This window comes from Streptomyces sp. NPDC006365 (assembly GCF_042870755.1).
Taxonomy (GTDB): Bacteria; Actinomycetota; Actinomycetes; order Streptomycetales; family Streptomycetaceae; genus Streptomyces; species Streptomyces xiangluensis.
Genome location: NZ_JBIAHS010000001.1, coordinates 542,902 through 558,697 on the forward strand (window position 1 = coordinate 542,902; position 15,796 = coordinate 558,697).

Consider the following 15,796-nt stretch of genomic DNA (forward strand, 5'->3'; position numbering starts at 1 on the left):
CTGCGCATACGGCCACGATGGGCGCCGTACGGTGGAATGTGAACAGGTCAGCGGCGGCCAGGCGTCAGTAGCCGACCTGGAACGTCGCGTCCGCCCGTTCCGTCGCCGTCGAGACCGGGTCGATCCGCAGCGCGAACCCGCTGTGCCTGATGTAGCGGGTCGGGAGGTTGTACGAACGGAAGGACGCCCAGGAGGAGTCCGCGAGCCCGGCCGTTCGTACGAAGGTGGCGTCCGCGGCGAACGACGACGTGCCGTCGTTCGCGTCCAGGCGCAGGTTGTAGCTGTAGTGCCGTAGGTAGCGGGTGGGGTAGTTGACGGACTGGAAGGAGATGCCGGAGGAGTCGGCCAGGCCGGGCACCAGCTTCCACTGGGAGTCCGGGAACGGGTCGAAGGGGTACTCGTCGATCCGGCCGGCGAAGCCGCTGTGCCGGACGTAACGGGCCGGGTAGTTGTATGACTTGAGCCGGTTCCAGGTGGGCGCGCCCCACTTCGCGAGCAGGTTGGTGTACTCGGTCGAGGTGATCGGGTGGATGCCGCAGTGCTTGGAGTTGAGCGGCTGGGTGTAGAGCTTCTGGTCGAGTGCCGTCCAGGTGCCGGACGCGAGGTCGGTGGACTGCCAGACGTAGAAGACGCCGTTGGGTGAGTAGGTGTCGCCCCACAGGTACCAGGCGTTGGACGTCAGCGACTTCACGACCGTCGGCGCCTCGGTGCCGCCGTGCGCGACCGGGGTGCTGAACGGGGTGAAGCTGCCGGGGCTCAGGGAGGTCGACCGCGCTCCGACGAGCTTCTGGTCCCTCTTGTAGTACAGGTAGTTGACGCCGTTCACACCGATGGTGAGGTTGCCGTCGATGATGTCGTAGCCGGGGTCGAAGAAGACCTGGGGGTTCGTCGTCGTCCGGAAGTCGGTCGTGTAGCTGACCATGATGACGTTGTGGCCGCTGCTGTTCACCGACGAGTAGAGGATCCCGTACTGGCCGCGCGAGGCGTCCCAGTAGGCTTCCGGCGCCCAGCTGTGGGTGTTGGTCATGTCGTGCAGCTTCAGCAGCCGGTAGCCGGTGAAGGTCCGCAGGTCGGTCGAGTCCCAGATGTGGATGTTGACGCTGTTGCGGGTCCAGTCGGTGCCGCTCAGGTCTGTCGCCAGCACGACGAAGGTGCCGTCCTGCTTGCGCATCACGAAGGGGTCGCGCAGTCCGCCGGCACCGGCGGTCGGGGTGACCACGGGGGCGTTCTGGTTGAGCGGCGTCCAGCGCAGGCCGTCGGTGCTGACGGCCAGGTGCAGGCCGTAGTCGGCCTCCAGCATGGTGTTGGACTCGGTGAAGTAGACCATGGCGTACGCCGAGTCGGCGGCGTGGGCGGTCCCGGCGCCGAGGGTCAGCGCGCCGGTCGCGGCCAGGGGAACGGTCGCCGCCATACCGAGGAACAGACGGCGGGAGGGGCCGGAGGAGAGGGGTCCGTTGGTCACGTCAGGCTCCACTTCTGATTGTTCTGGCCGTTACAGGCCCACAGCACGAGCTTGGTGCCGTTGGCCGTGGCCGCGCCGTACGCGTCGAGGCAGAGCCCGGCATTGACGTTCGTGATGGTGCCGTCGCTGTTGACGTTCCACTGCTGGTTGGTCTGGCCGTTGCAGTCCCAGATGACGACCCGGGTGCCGTTGGTGGTGCCGCGGTTGTAGGCGTCGAGGCACTTGTTGCCGTACACCACCAGTTGTTTGCGGGAAGTGTTATACGTCCACGCCTGGTTCTGGCCGCCGTTGCAGTCCCACAGCTGGGCGTCGGTGCCGTTGACGATGGTGTTGCCGTTGATGTCCGCGCAACGGCCGGAGCCCGTACCGGTGATGAGCGTGCCGTTCGCGCCCGGCAGCGGTCGTACGACGATGCCTTCGAGGGTGGGGGCGCCGGAGAAGGCGATCGTGTTGGTGGAGCCCTTGGAGAGACCGACCTGGACAGAGATGTTGCCCGGGGTCGAGCCGGTCGGCGGGAAGGAGACCTTGGTGGGGGTCTGGCTGCCGTTGACCGTGAGGGTGCCGACGCGGGCGGCGGACGTGGTGTTGGTGTAGGAGACGTCGACGGTCTTCAGGCCGGTGCTCCCGGCGACCACGCCGGAGAAGTCCGACGTGCCGTTGTACGTGCTGCTCGACTGCTCGGTGCCACCGGTGACCGTGAGCATCACGGAGCCGCCCGCCGGGACGCTGGTGGTGTAACTGGTGCCGGGCGTACCCACGTTCTGCCGCGCCCAGAGGTCCCTGACCGTCGCGGCGGCGTTCGTCAGACCGAGGTCGGACCAGCGGACGGTCATGTTCTGCGTGGTCGATGTGCGGTTGAGGAGGACGACGGCACGGTTGCCGGTGCCGGACAGGACCTTGCCGTACACCTGGAGGCCGGAGGTGTCCTCGGCGACCTTGACGCCCTGAAGGCCGCGTGTGTCCTGGTCGACGGCGATGACCTCGGGGTTCTTGAGGGTGTTGGCCGTCTCGGTGGTCATGGTGGTGAGGTCGAGGCCGGTGAGGAGCGGGGCGCCGGAGATCGCCCACAGGTTCATGTGGCTGCGGTTCTGGGCTGCGGTGAGGCCCGTCATCCCGACGACCATCATGTCGGGGTCGTTGTAGTAGCCGGTGTGCTGGGCCGTGGGGTGGATGTTGCGGTCGAAGGCTGTCAGGACCGAGCTGTACGACGGTGTGTTGCCGTGGAAGAAGATGTCCGTGTTCGTCCGCCACATCGGGCCCATGCCGGGCGCCCAGTTCCAGGGATTCTCGTAGCCCCAGTTGCACAGGGAGAGGGCGAGCGGGCGGCCGGTCGTCGCGGTCGCCTCGGCCACAGCGTCGCTGATCGCCTGGTAAGTCGTCTTCGGGTCGAGGCCCTCGGCGTCACCGCCGCACCAGTCGACCTTGACGAAGTCGAAGCCCCACTGGGAGAAGGCCAGCATGTCCTGCTCGTAGTGGCCCTCGCTGCCACTGCCGGGCGCGGCGGGGCGGCCGGTGGGGAAGTAGTAGCCGCAGCCGTCCTTGCCGGCGTCGGTGTAGATGCCCGCCTTCAGGCCCTTGCTGTGGATGTAGTCGGCGATGGCCTTCATGCCGCCGGGCCACTCGGCCTCGTCGATGGTGATGTTGCCCGCGCTGTCGCGGGTGCCCTGCCACCAGCCCTCGTCGATGTTGATGTAGTCGTAGCCGGCCTCGGGCAGTCCCGCCGCCACGAAGGCGTCGACCTGCTGCTTGATGACGTTGTAGTCCACCTTCGCGGCGAAGGCGTTCCAGGAGGCCCAGCCCATGGGGGCTTCCGGGACAGCTATTTGACGGTTCGTCACTGCGGCGGGCTTGGCGTCGAGTTCAGTCACGGGTGCGGGGCTCTGGCCCGGCTGGGCGAAGAGCAGGGCAACCGTCGCGACGGTCGCCAGGGAGAGTTTTCTCAGGGCGGCGGATCTGAACCGAGAGGGGAACATGCGGCTCCTTTCCGGAGGGAGGGGGCGAGCCTCCGGGAGGTGTGGTCGGTATGTCGAACGTAGGTCGGTAATCCGAACGTTCGAGCGCGCTGAACGTAGAGTCGCGTGAGGGGGATGTCAACGGATGTGACACACGCTGTTTCGATCTACTTCGGAGCCCTTGTATGCCTTGACGGGCATATAACTGTCGGGGCATATTGAATACATGTCCGACGCCTCCCCGTGGACCGCACTCGCCGACCCGCACCGGCGGGCCATCGTCGGCCTGCTGCTGGAGCGGCCACGGCCCGTAGGGGAGATCGTCGAAGCGTGCGGACTGAGCCAGCCGAGCACGTCCAAGCACCTGAAGGTGCTGCGCGACGCGGGCCTGGTGCGCGTACGGCAGGACGCGCAGCGGCGGGTGTACGCACTCGAACCGGCGCCCATCGCCGAGCTCGACGCCTGGCTCGCCCCTTATCGGAAGCTGTGGGACGAAAGCCTCGACGCGCTGGGCCGACGCCTCGATGAACCGCCGGACGACGCCGAGGACTCCTCACCGAAGGACTGAGCCACCATGTCCGCCGAACTCACCGGCACCTACCTCACCCTGGACGACGGCCGCCCGGCCGTCCGATTCACCCGCGTCTACGACCACCCCATCGACCGCGTCTGGCAGTTCGTGACCGACGCGGACGAGCTGGCTCACTGGTTCCCGTCCCGCGCCGAGATCGAGCTGCGGGCCGGCGGTACGGTCAGGTTCAGCGGTGACCCGAACCTGGAGGACTCGACGGGCCGGGTACTTGCCGTCGACGCACCCCGGCACCTCTCCTTCAGCTGGGGCGACGACGAATTGCACTTCGACCTCGAGGAGTTGGATGAGAAGCGCACACGCTTCACGCTCACCAACGTGCTGGTGGAGGAGAACACGGCTGCCCGCAACGGCGCCGGCTGGGAGGTCTGCCTCATGGCCCTCGACGCATGGGCCCGCGGCGAACGGTTCGAGGGGCCGCACGCCGGTGACACCCCGCAGTGGCACGAGTTCTACCGCGGCTACGTCGGTGCCGGAGTCCCGTCGGGCGCTCCGGTACCCGGCATGGACGACGCGAGCTGACCCTGTCGGCTACCGCCGGTACACGAGTGCGCGTCACTCAGGCCCGGCCAGCGGCGCAGCCGCGGGCGTCCCGGTAGTGCTGGGCCACGCGATCTCGGACTCGGCCCGGACGACCTTGCCGCCGGCCTTGGCCGCCCACGCAGACAGCCGGGCCAACTGCCGTTCCAGATCACCCTTCTGGTCGTGCGAGGAGACGCGGGCATACAGACCCAGCCCGTCCACCGCTTCCGCAGCGGCGTGGGTCTCGATGTTCACCAGGATCGTGCGCGGCCCGACCCGCTGAGCCGGTACCGGCAACGTTCCCTCACGAAACCAGCGATACGCGGTCTGCGGATGCACGCCCTGCGTCTTCGCCCATTCCGTCAAATTCACGCTCTGACAACGACACTCACCCATACATGGCTACGCTCACTTACCCGATCTTGCGGACCAGCGGGTGAAGATCCTTCGACGCCACCTCGGTCGATCAGGCCTCCCGGCTTTCCGCCTTGAGGTGCGTGGCGAAGAAGCCGTCGATGCGTCGCCAGGCATCGACGGCGGACTCCGGGTGCGGCCTGATTCCGGCGACACGCATCAGCGGACGCAGCGCGCGTGGCCCGACCTCGGCGTCGTTCAGGAAGGAGTGCCCGGCTTCCGGATACTCCTTGACGTCGTGGACGACGCCGAGCCGGTCGAGCGATGCCTCCAGACCGGAGGCCGCGCCCTTCAGTGTCCGGTCGCGGGCTCCGTAACTCGCGACGACGGGGCAGGAACCGGTGAGCGCCCGTTCGAGATGCTTCGGCAGGCGGCCGTAGTTGACGGAGGCGGCGTCGAAGTCGCCACCGCTCACGGCGAGGAGGGCGAAGGAACCGCCCATGCAGAAGCCGATGACGCCGATCCGCCCGGTGCAGTCGAGATCCCGGGCGAGGTGGGTACGGGCCGCCTCGATGTCATGGAAGGCTCGGCCGCGTCCGGACAGGGCGGCCCGGAAGGTCGGCACCAGGCAGCGTACGGCCCCTCCGTCGGTGAACAGGTCGGGCATGAGGACGAGGTACCCGGCACTCGCCAGCCGCTCTGCCTGGCGGTGCATCACGTCATTGACGCCCAGCGCCTCATGGATCACGACGACGCCGGGCCAGGGGCCCGGCCCGGTGGGTCGGGTGAGATGGCCTCTGAGGTGACGGGAGCCGCCGAGGGCGGCGCTGAACTCGGTGAGATCGACGGTGGTGGTCGTGGCGGGCACGCTGTCCTCCAGGGGAGGGTGGGGGCGGGACGGCTTACGGCGCGATGAAGGGCTGGACCCGCTTGCGGTAGTCCTTGGGCCGCACTTCGTTGTAGTACTTGTCCTTGTCCTCACCCTCCGAGGTGAAGATATACACCGGGCACTCGTCGGACTGGGCCTCACCGGTGTGCTTGTACAGCTCGTCGCCCGTGCGCGCCTCGACGACGCTCAGCCGGTACGAGGTGTTGTACGTGCGTATCTTCAGCGGCTTGCCGTCATCGGTCTCCATGTCGCACACCTTGCCGGTCGGGGTCGCCTTGGTGCGCTCGAGGCAGACGACCAGCTCGGCGTCGGCCGGCTTGTCCGAGTAGCCGAGGAACCAGCCCCTGGGAAAGTCTCCGGCGGGCGGCTCGAACTGCGACCAGCTGTCGCCGGGGTTGTTCATGAGCATCGCCGGGTGCACGGTCTTCTTCGTGCGGTCGTATGCGGGCATCCCCGAGTAGCCGAGCCCGTCCGTGCACACCCGCTCCAGGTCCAGGACGGACTCCGGCACCTCCGGCCCGTCCGCTGCCGCACCCTGCGACGGCGACGTGCCGGCACCCCCTTCCGAGCTTCCGGTGAGCGACGAGCATCCGCACAGGACCACACCCAGAAGCCCGGCGGTGACCAGAACCGAAGACCTTGAAGGCATTGGGAACCCCCCATCGAAGAAAGAACAGCAGCAGGGCATGTCCCCCGGACATGCCCTGTCCCCCCTACCTGCTGGAGAAGAGCGTGCCGTGCGCCTTGGCCGCGGACATGGGGGAAGGGCCCCCATCTAGTTGTGCGGCCCCTGTGACGCGTGGGTACTAGGCTGTATGAACTCGAAGGAGTATTCGAGGGGGCGGCCGGGGCATCCCGGAAGAGGGCACAGGGGGCCTGAGTGTCGTCGTTGTCGTCACCGACGCTGGTCGGCAGAGGACCGGAACTGGACCTTCTGACCGAGGCAGGCCGGTCGGCGGGCGAAGGGCGGGGCTCGTCGGTGTTCGTGCTGGGCGAGCCGGGCATCGGCAAGTCGCGCCTCGTCGAGGACGCAGCAGCCACAGCCGTACGCACCGGGTTACGGGTGTTGCGCGGGCGGGCCGCGTCCGCCGGGCGCGCGGTGCCACTGCGCCCGCTGGCGGAGGCCGTGTTCTCCGGACTGCGCGGTGAAGGGGCGCCCGCGGACGGGGACTTGGGCCCCTACGAGCCGCTGCTGTCGCGGCTGTGCGGACTGGCGCCGCAGGACGGTGCGCCGCTGGTGGGCTACGCGGAGGCGGTGCTGCGGCTCCTGGGGGTTCTCGGACGCACCCGTGGCTGCGTTCTGGTGCTGGAGGACCTGCACGACGCGGACGCTGACACACTGACCATCGTCGACTACCTCACGGACAACCTTCCCGGCCAGCGGGCCGTCCTGCTGGCCACCCTGCGCGGTGGGCCCGGGCCCGCCCTCGACCTCGCCGAAGCCGCGGCGTCCCGCCGTGCGGCCCGCACACTGCGCCTGGCCCGCCTCGGGCCCGCCCATACGGCGGAACTGGCCGCCCGCTGTCTGGGCCACGACGACGCCGACAAGGTACCGGCGGCCGTACTGGACCGCCTGCACGCCGTCTCCGACGGCGTCCCCTTCGTAGTGGAGGAACTGCTGCGAGCCATGGTCGACAGCGGCGACCTCGTTCAGCGGCAGGGCGCCGGCTGGACGGTGACCGGCGCGCTGAACGCCGGAGTACCCGCGACGGTCGCCGCCGCCGTCCTCCAGCGCGTGGACCACCTGGAACCGCCCGGAGTCGCGCTCCTGGAAGCGGCGGCTGTCCTGGGCAGGCGCTTCCCCGTGGACATCGCCGCCCGTGTCGCCGGGCTCGACCGGACGACGGCACTCCGCCAGCTGAGGCACGCGGCACGCGCCCACCTGGTTGCCGACGGCACCACCCACGGCCCCACCGTGGAGGAGCCCGGCTGGCACGTTTTCCGCCACGCCCTGACCGCCGATGCCATCGCCCACAGGCTGCTGCCCGCGGAGCGGGCGGCGCTCTGTCTCGCCGCCGCCGACGCCATCGAGTCCGCCCACGCGAGCCACGCGACCGAGTCCGCCGACGCGGCGGAGCAGGGGACGGGAGGCGCAGGCCGGCCCGGGGAGACTCACGGTCTGATCGGCGGTGACTCGGGCGACGACCTGTATCGCCTGGCCGCGGAGCTGTGCGTCGCCGGCGGGCAGCGGCCACGGGCGGCCGTACTGCTCACCCGGGCCGGCCGGCAGGCGGTCCAGCGGGGCGCCCTGCTGACCGCGGTGGAACTCCTCGACCGGGGGCTGGAGTTGACCGCCGACGCCACGGACGCCCCGCCCGAGTCCGTGGCCCGGCTGCTGGAGGAACTGCTGAGGACACTCGTCCTCACGGGCGACGTCCAGCGGGTCCCGGAGCTCGGCGACCGGCTGGACCGCATTCTGACCGCGTGGGGCGCGCCGCCCGCCCGGCGTGCCGCGGGTTTCCTGACGCAGGCCGGGGCCGCGGCCACCGTCCAGCGCTGGGAGGAGGGACTGACCGCCGTCCGGCGGGCGCGGGAGCTGCTCGGCGCAGAGCCCGACCCGGCGTCCCGCGCGGCCCTGGACGCGGTCGCCGCGCACCTGGTGCTCAACTCGCAGCGCCCGGACCGGCTGGAGAGCGCCAGGGCCCTGGCCGAAGGGGCCGTGGCGACCGCCGAGGCGGTCGGTCTGCCGGAAGTGAGCTGCAAGGCGCTGAACATGCTGGGGTACTGCCTGAGGCCCCGGGACCTGGCCGAGGCGGAAACGGTGTTCGAGCGCCTGGTGGCCACGGCCGAGACCCACGGGCTGCCGGTCTGGCGGATACGCGGCCTGCTGGAACTCGGCGCCCTCGACCGGGTCCGCTTCACCGGGACCGAGCGGCTGCTGGCCGCGCGGAAGGCGGCCGACGAGACCGGCGCGGTGCTGATGACGGCCTGGGCCGACATGCATCTGACGCTCGCCCATGTGCTGCGCGACGACCTGGGCGCGGCCGCGGATTCCGCCCGGCGGCTCCGGGCGACGGCTCGCAGACTGCGGCTGCACGAAGTGGAGCTGCTCGGTGCCGGAGTGGACGCCATCATCGCCGCCGTCCGTGGGGAGCGGGAGAAGCTCCAGGCCGCGCTGCACGTCCTCGAGAGCGCACTGGCCGGAGGGAGCGCCGGAGCGGTCTGGGGCTACGCCGACACCTCCGTATGGGGCTGGGCCCGGGGCGTCTGCTCCCTGCTGAGGGAGGAACACGACCGGGCGATGGCCGAGTTCACCGAGGCTGACCAGGTCATGCGTGCACTGCCCAGCACCCGGGGGGTCACCGGTTTCCTGGGTCCGTACCTGCTGCTGCGTACCGCACGGGGCGCGGCCGGCTGGGCGGAGCTGGACGGAGCCGTCGCGAGCCGGCTCACCGAGGCCCACTGGGACCGGCCCTTCGTCGGCTGGTCCCGGGCCGTGCTGCTGGGCCGCGAAGGCCGGGCCGCCGAGGCCGCCAAGGCGGCTGAGGAGGCCCTGGCCGGGACAGACGCCATACCCCTGGCCCGCCACTTGTGTCTGCGCCTGGGCGCTCAGGCGGCGTTCACCGACAACTGGGGGAGGCCCGTCGAGTGGCTGCGCGCCGCCGAGCACTTCTTCCACGACCGGGGCACGACACGGGTGTCGGCAGCCTGCCGCGCCCTGCTGCGGGAAGCGGGCTCTCCCGTTGCCCGCCGCCGACAGGGCCACGACACGATTCCGCAGGAGCTGCGGCGGACGGGGGTGACCGCCCGGGAGTTCGAGGTGCTGCGCCTGCTCGGCCGGGGGCTCGGCAATCAGGAGATCGCCGAGCAGCTCTTCCTCTCGCCACGCACCGTCGAAAAGCACCTGGCGAGTCTTCGCGACCGCACCGGTCGGAACAGCAGGGCCGCCCTGCGCGCCCTGGCTCGCCATTACGCGCACGGGCAGTGACTCCGGGGCGCGCCGGCGCCCGACCGCCCCGGAGGAACGTGCCCCAGTGCCCGAGCCCGCAGCGCTCGTACGGGACTTCGGCGTCGCTCAGGCCATCTGTCGTCGTACCAGCTCGTGCAGCCGCCCGCTCGTATCGGCGAGCAGTTGTGCGGGCGGGCCCTGCTGCACCACGCGCCCCTCGGACATGACGAGGACGCGGTCCGCGTCCAGCACGGTCGACAGCCGGTGCGCGATCACGACACGTGTGGCGTTGAGCGCGTGGGTGCTCTCGATGACCCGGCGCTGCGTCTCGTTGTCGAGGGCGCTGGTGGCCTCGTCGAAGAAGAGGATGCGCGGCCGGCGGATCAGTGCCTGGGCGATCATCAGCCGTTGGCGCTGGCCGCCTGAGATCGCGCCGCTGCCGGAGACGATGGTGTGCAGGCCCATCGGCATGCGCTTGATGTCCTCGGCGAGTCCGGCCATCTCGGCGGCGGCCATGGCCTCTTCGGGTGTGTACGGCTCGGTGCCGCAGATGCAGTCCAGGATCGAGCCGGTGAACGGCTGCGCGTGCTGGAGTACGACACCGCACTGACGGCGTACGGCCGACTGGTCGAGTGCGGCCAGGTCCTGACCGTCGTACAGGACGCTGCCCGAGACCGGTTTGTCGAAGCCGATGAGCAGGCGCAGGAGGGTGGACTTGCCGCAGCCGCTGGGACCGACGATCGCCACGAACTCGCCCGGCCGGATCGCGAAGGACACGTCGTCGAGAACGAGCGGGCCGTCGTCGGTGTACCGGAAGGACAGCTTCTTGGCCTCGATGGCGCCGGACAGCGCGGCGGGGCGGGTGCTCGCCACACGGACCTCGGGCGTCGCGTCGAGGACCGGCTTGATCTCCTCGAACATCGGCAGCGCGGCGACCGCCGAGACGAACGCACCGGTCAGCTGGGTCACCGAGGTCAGCAGCATGGTCATCGAGGTGGTGAAGGTCAGAAAGGCGCCGGCCGACATCGACCCGCGTGCCGGTCCCGCCAGCAGCATGAAGATGATCAGCGAGCTGAGCGGCAGATACACCGCGCCCAGCACCGTGTTGAGGTTCTTGATCCGCCCGACCCGCTGCTGCAGCTCACGGCTGCGGGCGAACTCGCCCGCCCAGGCCGCGTACGCGTAGTTCTCGGCCGCCGCGACCCGCAGCTTGGGCAGGCCCCGCAGCGTCTGGAACGCCTGGTTGTTGAGCTTGTTGCTCAGCACGACAAGGCGGCGCTGCCAGCGCACCTGCCACAGTCCGAGCCCGAGGAACACCGCGGCGATCACGACGAGCATGCCGATCGCGGCCAGCGCCATCGGGACGCTGTACACGAGCAGCAGGACGAGGTTCATCAGGCCGACCGTGCCCGCCTGGACGACGACCGGGCCGATGCCCGCCATCATGCGGCGCATCGAGCTGATGCCCATGGCGGCGCTGGCCAGTTCGCCGGTCGAGCGCGCGGTGAAGAACTTCGTGGGCAGCCTGAGCAGCCGGTCCCACACGGCGGGTTGGAGCGTGGCCTCGATACGTCCCTCCACCCGCAGGATCGTGAGGTTCTGCATCAGCATGAACGCCGCCGACACCACACTGGCGATCATGATGGCCAGACAGAACTGCACGATCAGGTTCTCCTGGGCCTTCGGCACATAGACCCCGAGCACCTGCCCGGTCGCGATCGGCACCAGCGCGCCCAGCGCCACCGTGACAAGTCCGCTGAGCGCGAGATTGCGCAGATCGCCGCCGGTGCCGCGGAGGCTGAACCGCAGCAGACCGAGCGGGCCCAACCGGCGTTCGGGCAGCGGCCGGTAGAACATGACGGCGCGCGGCTCGAACTCCGCCACATTGGCCTTCTCGACCGGTGTCTCACGACCGCTCGGGTGCACGGCCACATAGCCGCCGCGCCGCCACAGCAGCGCGACCGGGGCGCCGGACGCGGCCCGGTGGCCGACCAGCGGACCGATGTTGTCGCGCCACCAGCGCCCGTCCAGGCGTACGGCCCGGGTGCGGACGCGGGAGGCGAGCGCGATCCGCTCGACGGGGTCGAGGCGGTCGCTCTCCGTGCCGCTCTGCGCGGGGTCCGCGAGCGCGAGCCCGGCAGCGCGGGCGACGAGCTTGCAGGCGGCGTAGGTGGCGTCGGCGTCCGCCGCGGGCCCGGTCGATCCCGAGCGCTTGGAGATGGAGGCGATCAGGGTGCGGTCGGCCCGGGCACGGACCTCCTCACCGGCCTTGATGCCCTCGGCCGTACGGTCCTCATGGGTGCGTTCCAGCTGCTCGATCCAGCGGTCGAGGGTGGCGAGCAGCCGGTACTGCTGGTCGACCATGGCCTGCCACATCGCCGGGTCCACCAGCAGATCGGCCGCGGCCTCGGCGCCGTACACGGACCCGTACTGCACACTGCCAGGCGGCACCTGCATCCACAGGATGTCGTCGTCGGTCAGGGCCGCGCCCCGCTCGGTCGCGAGGGGCGCCTCGAAGAGGATGGCCAGGCCCCGGCCGACACCCAGGGAGAGGGCGTACTCCAGGGGGCTGGTGGCCGGGGGTACGAACACGGGGTTGCCGTAGGGGTCGTACGTCCATGTCTCGGTCTGCGGCGGCTGGTACAGCTCGCGCATTTCGATACGGCGCAGTACGCACTCGCGCAGGGGCCTGCCGACCAGGCCGTGCTGCGGTCCCGCGACCGGGCCGAGCAGCAGTGTGCCCGCTTCGAGGCGGCCGAGGTGGTGCCAGTGGCCCTGCTGGACCGCGTCGACCGCGAAGAGGTCCATGGCGCCGGAGGCGACGAGCCACAGCACGTGCGGCCCTTCGAGGTCCAGGCGGGTGAGGCCGGAGCCGTCGACCGGGGTGCCCATGCCGCCGAGCGCGGCGAGCACGTAGTCGCCGTCGGCGACCGGCTGTTGGTGCTGGTCGGGTACGGAGGTCATCTCAGCGCTCCCTGACCAGTTCGGCGTACGGGCCGCCGGCCGCCACCAGGGCGTCGTGACGCCCGCGCTCCACGATCGTGCCGTGCTGGAGGACCACGATCTCGTCGCTGTCGCGCACGGTGCTGAGCCGGTGTGCGATCACCACGCAGGCGCAGCCGCGCTTGCGCAGGTTGTCCATCACGATCTGCTCGGTCTCCGCGTCCAGGGCGCTCGTCACCTCGTCGAGGACGAGGATGCTGGGCCTGCGCACCAGCGCCCGTGCGATCTCCAGGCGTTGGCGCTGGCCGCCGGAGAAGTTGCGGCCGTCCTGCTCGACCTTGCTGTGGATGCCACCGGGGCGGCGCATGACGACGTCGTACACCGCCGCGTCCTGGAGCGCCGCGACCACGGCGTCGTCCGGGACCGAGGGGTCCCACAGTGCGATGTTGTCGCGGACCGTGCCCTCGAAGAGGAAGACGTCCTGGTCGACGAAGGACACGGAGGCGGCGAGCGCGCCACGGGGGATGTCCTCCAGCCGCTGTCCGTCGATCCGGATGACGCCCTCCCAGGGAGCGTAGAGACCTGAAATCAGCCTGGACACGGTCGACTTGCCGCTGCCGGAACCGCCGACGAGCGCCACCTGCTGCCCCGGCCCGACCGTCAGTGAGAAGCCGGACAGCAGCGGCTTGTCGAGCGGGCTGTAGCCGAACGTGATGTTCTCCAGCTCCACATGGCCGTGCAGCCGCCGGGTGCTGTCGCCGGCGCCCGGGCGTGAGTAGAGGGGGTCCGCCGCGAAGTTCTCGACGTCCTTCAGGCGTGCGACGTCGGCGGCGAAGTCCTGGATGCGGCCCGCGACGCCGTTGAGGCGGGTGATCGGCGCGGTGAAGCGGGTCACCAGCGCCTGGAACGCCACGAGCAGACCGACGGATATGTGGCCCTCCACGGCCCGCATTCCGCCGATCCACAGGATCAGTGCGCTGTTGAGCGTCGCCAGCGTCGGCGCGACCACACCCAGCCAGGCGCTCGGCACACCGAGCCGCTGCTGCTCTTCGAGCGTGGTGGCGTGCTGCCCGGCCCATTTGCGGAAGTAGCCGTCCTCACCGCCGGTCGCCTTCATCGTCTCGATCAACTGCAGCCCGGTGTACGCCGTGTTGGTGAGCCGTGCGCTGTCCGCGCGCAGCTTGGCGGTACGCGTCGCCCGCAGCCGGATCACCACCCGCATCGCCACCAGGTTGAGCAGCGCGACCCCGATGCCCACGGCTGTGAGCTGCGGGTCGTAGGTGTAGAGCAGGACCGCGTACAGCACCACCACGACCGCGTCCACGCCCGCCGCCGCGAGATCCCGGGCCAGCGTCTCGGCCACCGCGTCGTTCGACTGGAGCCGCTGCACCAGGTCGGCCGGACTGCGCTGGGCGAAGAACGTGACGGGCAGCCGCAGCAGATGCCGCAGGAACTTCGCGCTGCTCAGCGTCGAGGAGATGATGCGCCCGCGCAGCAGGTTCGCCTGCTGCAGCCAGGTCAGCACGACCGTGAGCAGCACGGTCGCGCCCATCGAGGCGAACAGCACGGTGAGCAGCGAGGTCTGCCCGCCGATCAGGAACATGTCGATGTACGTACGGCTGAGCGCGGGGACCGCGGCCCCGACTGCCACCAGCAGCAGACTCGCCAGCACTGCGGCGGGCATGGTGCCCGAAGTCCCGCGCAGCCGGGCCGGCATGGCGCCCAGGACACCCGGTTTGCGGCCGCCCTTCTCGAAGTCAGGACCCGGCTCCATGACCAGGACGACACCGGTGAAGCTGGTGTCGAAGTCCTCCATGGGGATGAAACGGCGGCCCTTGCCGGGGTCGTTGATGTGCACCCCGCGCCGGCCGAAGCGGCGCCCCATGCCGTCGTAGACGACGTAGTGGTTGAACTCCCAGAACAGGATCGCCGGGGCGCGCACCTCGGCGAGCGCCGCCGTGTCCATCTGCATGCCCTTGGCGGTGAGGCCGTAGCTGCGCGCCGCCTTCAGCAGGTTGCTGGCCCGCGAGCCGTCCCGCGAGACACCGCAGGCGATGCGCAGTTCTTCGAGCGGGATGTGCCGCCCGTGGTGGCCGAGCACCATGGCGAGGGAGGCGGCGCCGCACTCCACGGCCTCCATCTGGAGGACCGTGGGCGTGCGGACGGTCTTGCGGCGGCCCTTGGGGACGGTGCGCTTCGGCGGCGCGGCGCGGCGTCGTCCCCGTACGGGCGGTGGGAGTTCGGACCGATCGGTGCCGGTGCCGGTTTCCTGGGGGGCGGTCACGGCAGCAGCCAATCGATCGGGCGCTCGTCGGCCATCCGGATCGAGCCGGAGGCCATGGTCATGGAGTCGAGCCGGAACGGCGGGCCCTCCGTGGACGACCACTTGTAGCCGGACTTCGTGCCGGACGAACGGTCGAGGCGGACGAGTACGGCCACCGGCCGGCCGTCCTTGGTGAACTGCTCGGCCAGTTGGCTGTCGCCGAGGAAGGCGGTGATCTGCTGCGGCGTCTGGGCGTTCCGGTCGACCTTCTTCACCTGGCCGCGCAGTACGCCGTACTCCTGTGTCGGCACGGACTGGACGGTGAGGTCCACGGCCGCGTCGTCGGGAATGGTGGCGGCGTTCTCGGCGGGCACGTACACCGTCGCGAACAGCGGGTCTTTGGCGCCTGCGACCTTCTCGACGGAGGCGACGTTCGCGCCGGTCTGGATGATGGCGCCCATCGTGGCGGCGAGCGCGTTGACCCGGCCCGCGGCGACGGCGCGCACGACCGTCTCGCCCTTCGCCGTACGTACCTTGAGTACGGGGGCGTCGGCGCCGATCCGCTCGCCCTGCTTGGCGAGGACCGCGGTGACCTGGCCGGAGACCGGGCTCTGCAGAACGTAACTGCCTTGCCCGTGCGTGAGGATGGCGGGCGCGGTCACCGTGGAGGCGACGGACCCCGTGACGGCCCAGACGGAGGCGGCGGCCATCACGACGACCGTCACGGACAGCACGAGCCAGCCCTGCGGGCGGGCGAAGCGCACCGGAAGGTCGAGCTCCTCCGGTGACTGGAGCTTGGCGAGGGCCTGTTGGCGGAACTGCACGGGGACTTTCCCTCACCTGCGGACGACAGGACGTACGGGATCAATGAACGGCTGCCGCATTGCCGACTGGTTCACGGCATCCGGAAGCCCCGGAACCGGCGCACGGTTC

General features: G+C 70.3%; 10 protein-coding genes and 1 pseudogene. 3 read left to right on the top strand and 8 right to left on the bottom strand.

The window, feature by feature from the left end; all coding sequences use genetic code 11:
- Positions 1-64 precede the first annotated feature (64 nt).
- Complete coding sequence (locus tag ACFYO0_RS02495; RefSeq protein WP_388670816.1) at positions 65-1,411, bottom strand: glycoside hydrolase family 43 protein; 1,347 nt, start codon at positions 1,409-1,411, stop codon at positions 65-67.
- 47 nt (positions 1,412-1,458) lie between these two features.
- Complete coding sequence (locus ACFYO0_RS02500; RefSeq protein WP_388669351.1) at positions 1,459-3,435, bottom strand: RICIN domain-containing protein; 1,977 nt, start codon at positions 3,433-3,435, stop codon at positions 1,459-1,461.
- Positions 3,436-3,640: 205 nt separating this feature from the next.
- Between ACFYO0_RS02500 and ACFYO0_RS02505 the strand changes: the two genes are divergently transcribed.
- Both ACFYO0_RS02505 and ACFYO0_RS02510 read left to right on the top strand, forming a co-directional pair.
- The gene (locus ACFYO0_RS02505) at positions 3,641-3,982 is read left to right on the top strand and encodes an ArsR/SmtB family transcription factor (RefSeq protein WP_388669354.1); all 342 of its coding nucleotides are present in this window, start codon (positions 3,641-3,643) and stop codon (positions 3,980-3,982) included.
- 6 nt (positions 3,983-3,988) lie between these two features.
- The gene (locus tag ACFYO0_RS02510; protein ID WP_388669357.1) at positions 3,989-4,525 is read left to right on the top strand and encodes an SRPBCC family protein; all 537 of its coding nucleotides are present in this window, start codon (positions 3,989-3,991) and stop codon (positions 4,523-4,525) included.
- 87 nt (positions 4,526-4,612) lie between these two features.
- Here the strand turns inward: ACFYO0_RS02510 and ACFYO0_RS02515 are convergent.
- From ACFYO0_RS02515 to ACFYO0_RS02525, 3 genes and pseudogenes are all read right to left on the bottom strand, one after another.
- Positions 4,613-4,897: pseudogene (locus ACFYO0_RS02515) on the bottom strand (recombinase family protein); the annotation flags it as partial.
- A gap of 94 nt (positions 4,898-4,991) precedes the next feature.
- Positions 4,992-5,747: a dienelactone hydrolase family protein gene (locus tag ACFYO0_RS02520; protein ID WP_388669360.1), complete on the bottom strand. Its 756-nt coding sequence runs from the start codon at positions 5,745-5,747 to the stop codon at positions 4,992-4,994.
- A gap of 34 nt (positions 5,748-5,781) precedes the next feature.
- A complete protein-coding gene (locus ACFYO0_RS02525; RefSeq protein ID WP_388669363.1) occupies positions 5,782-6,417 on the bottom strand; it encodes a hypothetical protein in 636 nt (211 codons plus the stop codon).
- 231 nt (positions 6,418-6,648) lie between these two features.
- On the opposite strand from ACFYO0_RS02525, the gene ACFYO0_RS02530 reads away from it, so the two are divergent.
- Positions 6,649-9,696: a helix-turn-helix transcriptional regulator gene (locus ACFYO0_RS02530; protein ID WP_388669366.1), complete on the top strand. Its 3,048-nt coding sequence runs from the start codon at positions 6,649-6,651 to the stop codon at positions 9,694-9,696.
- 87 nt (positions 9,697-9,783) lie between these two features.
- Here the strand turns inward: ACFYO0_RS02530 and ACFYO0_RS02535 are convergent, their stop codons facing one another.
- The 3 genes from ACFYO0_RS02535 to ACFYO0_RS02545 are packed head-to-tail and all read right to left on the bottom strand — an operon-like array spanning position 9,784 to position 15,687.
- Positions 9,784-12,621, bottom strand: coding sequence for an NHLP bacteriocin export ABC transporter permease/ATPase subunit (locus ACFYO0_RS02535; protein WP_388669368.1), 2,838 nt, complete (start codon positions 12,619-12,621; stop codon positions 9,784-9,786).
- Position 12,622: 1 nt separating this feature from the next.
- Complete coding sequence (locus tag ACFYO0_RS02540; RefSeq protein WP_388669371.1) at positions 12,623-14,884, bottom strand: NHLP family bacteriocin export ABC transporter peptidase/permease/ATPase subunit; 2,262 nt, start codon at positions 14,882-14,884, stop codon at positions 12,623-12,625.
- Entirely contained in the window at positions 14,881-15,687 is an 807-nt protein-coding gene (locus tag ACFYO0_RS02545) for an HlyD family efflux transporter periplasmic adaptor subunit (RefSeq protein ID WP_388669374.1), read from the bottom strand. Before ACFYO0_RS02545 ends, ACFYO0_RS02540 begins: the two co-directional genes overlap by 4 nt.
- Between the last annotated feature and the right edge of the window lie 109 nt (positions 15,688-15,796).

What these genes read in the sequence shown, in the direction of transcription:
- ACFYO0_RS02495 (WP_388670816.1), bottom strand. Translation starts at nt 1,411, where the DNA reads ATGGCGGCGACCGTTCCCCTGGCCGCGACCGGCGCGCTGACCCTCGGC.
- ACFYO0_RS02500 (WP_388669351.1), bottom strand. Translation starts at nt 3,435, where the DNA reads ATGTTCCCCTCTCGGTTCAGATCCGCCGCCCTGAGAAAACTCTCCCTG.
- ACFYO0_RS02505 (WP_388669354.1), top strand. Translation starts at nt 3,641, where the DNA reads ATGTCCGACGCCTCCCCGTGGACCGCACTCGCCGACCCGCACCGGCGG.
- ACFYO0_RS02510 (WP_388669357.1), top strand. Translation starts at nt 3,989, where the DNA reads ATGTCCGCCGAACTCACCGGCACCTACCTCACCCTGGACGACGGCCGC.
- ACFYO0_RS02525 (WP_388669363.1), bottom strand. Translation starts at nt 6,417, where the DNA reads ATGCCTTCAAGGTCTTCGGTTCTGGTCACCGCCGGGCTTCTGGGTGTG.
- ACFYO0_RS02535 (WP_388669368.1), bottom strand. Translation starts at nt 12,621, where the DNA reads ATGACCTCCGTACCCGACCAGCACCAACAGCCGGTCGCCGACGGCGAC.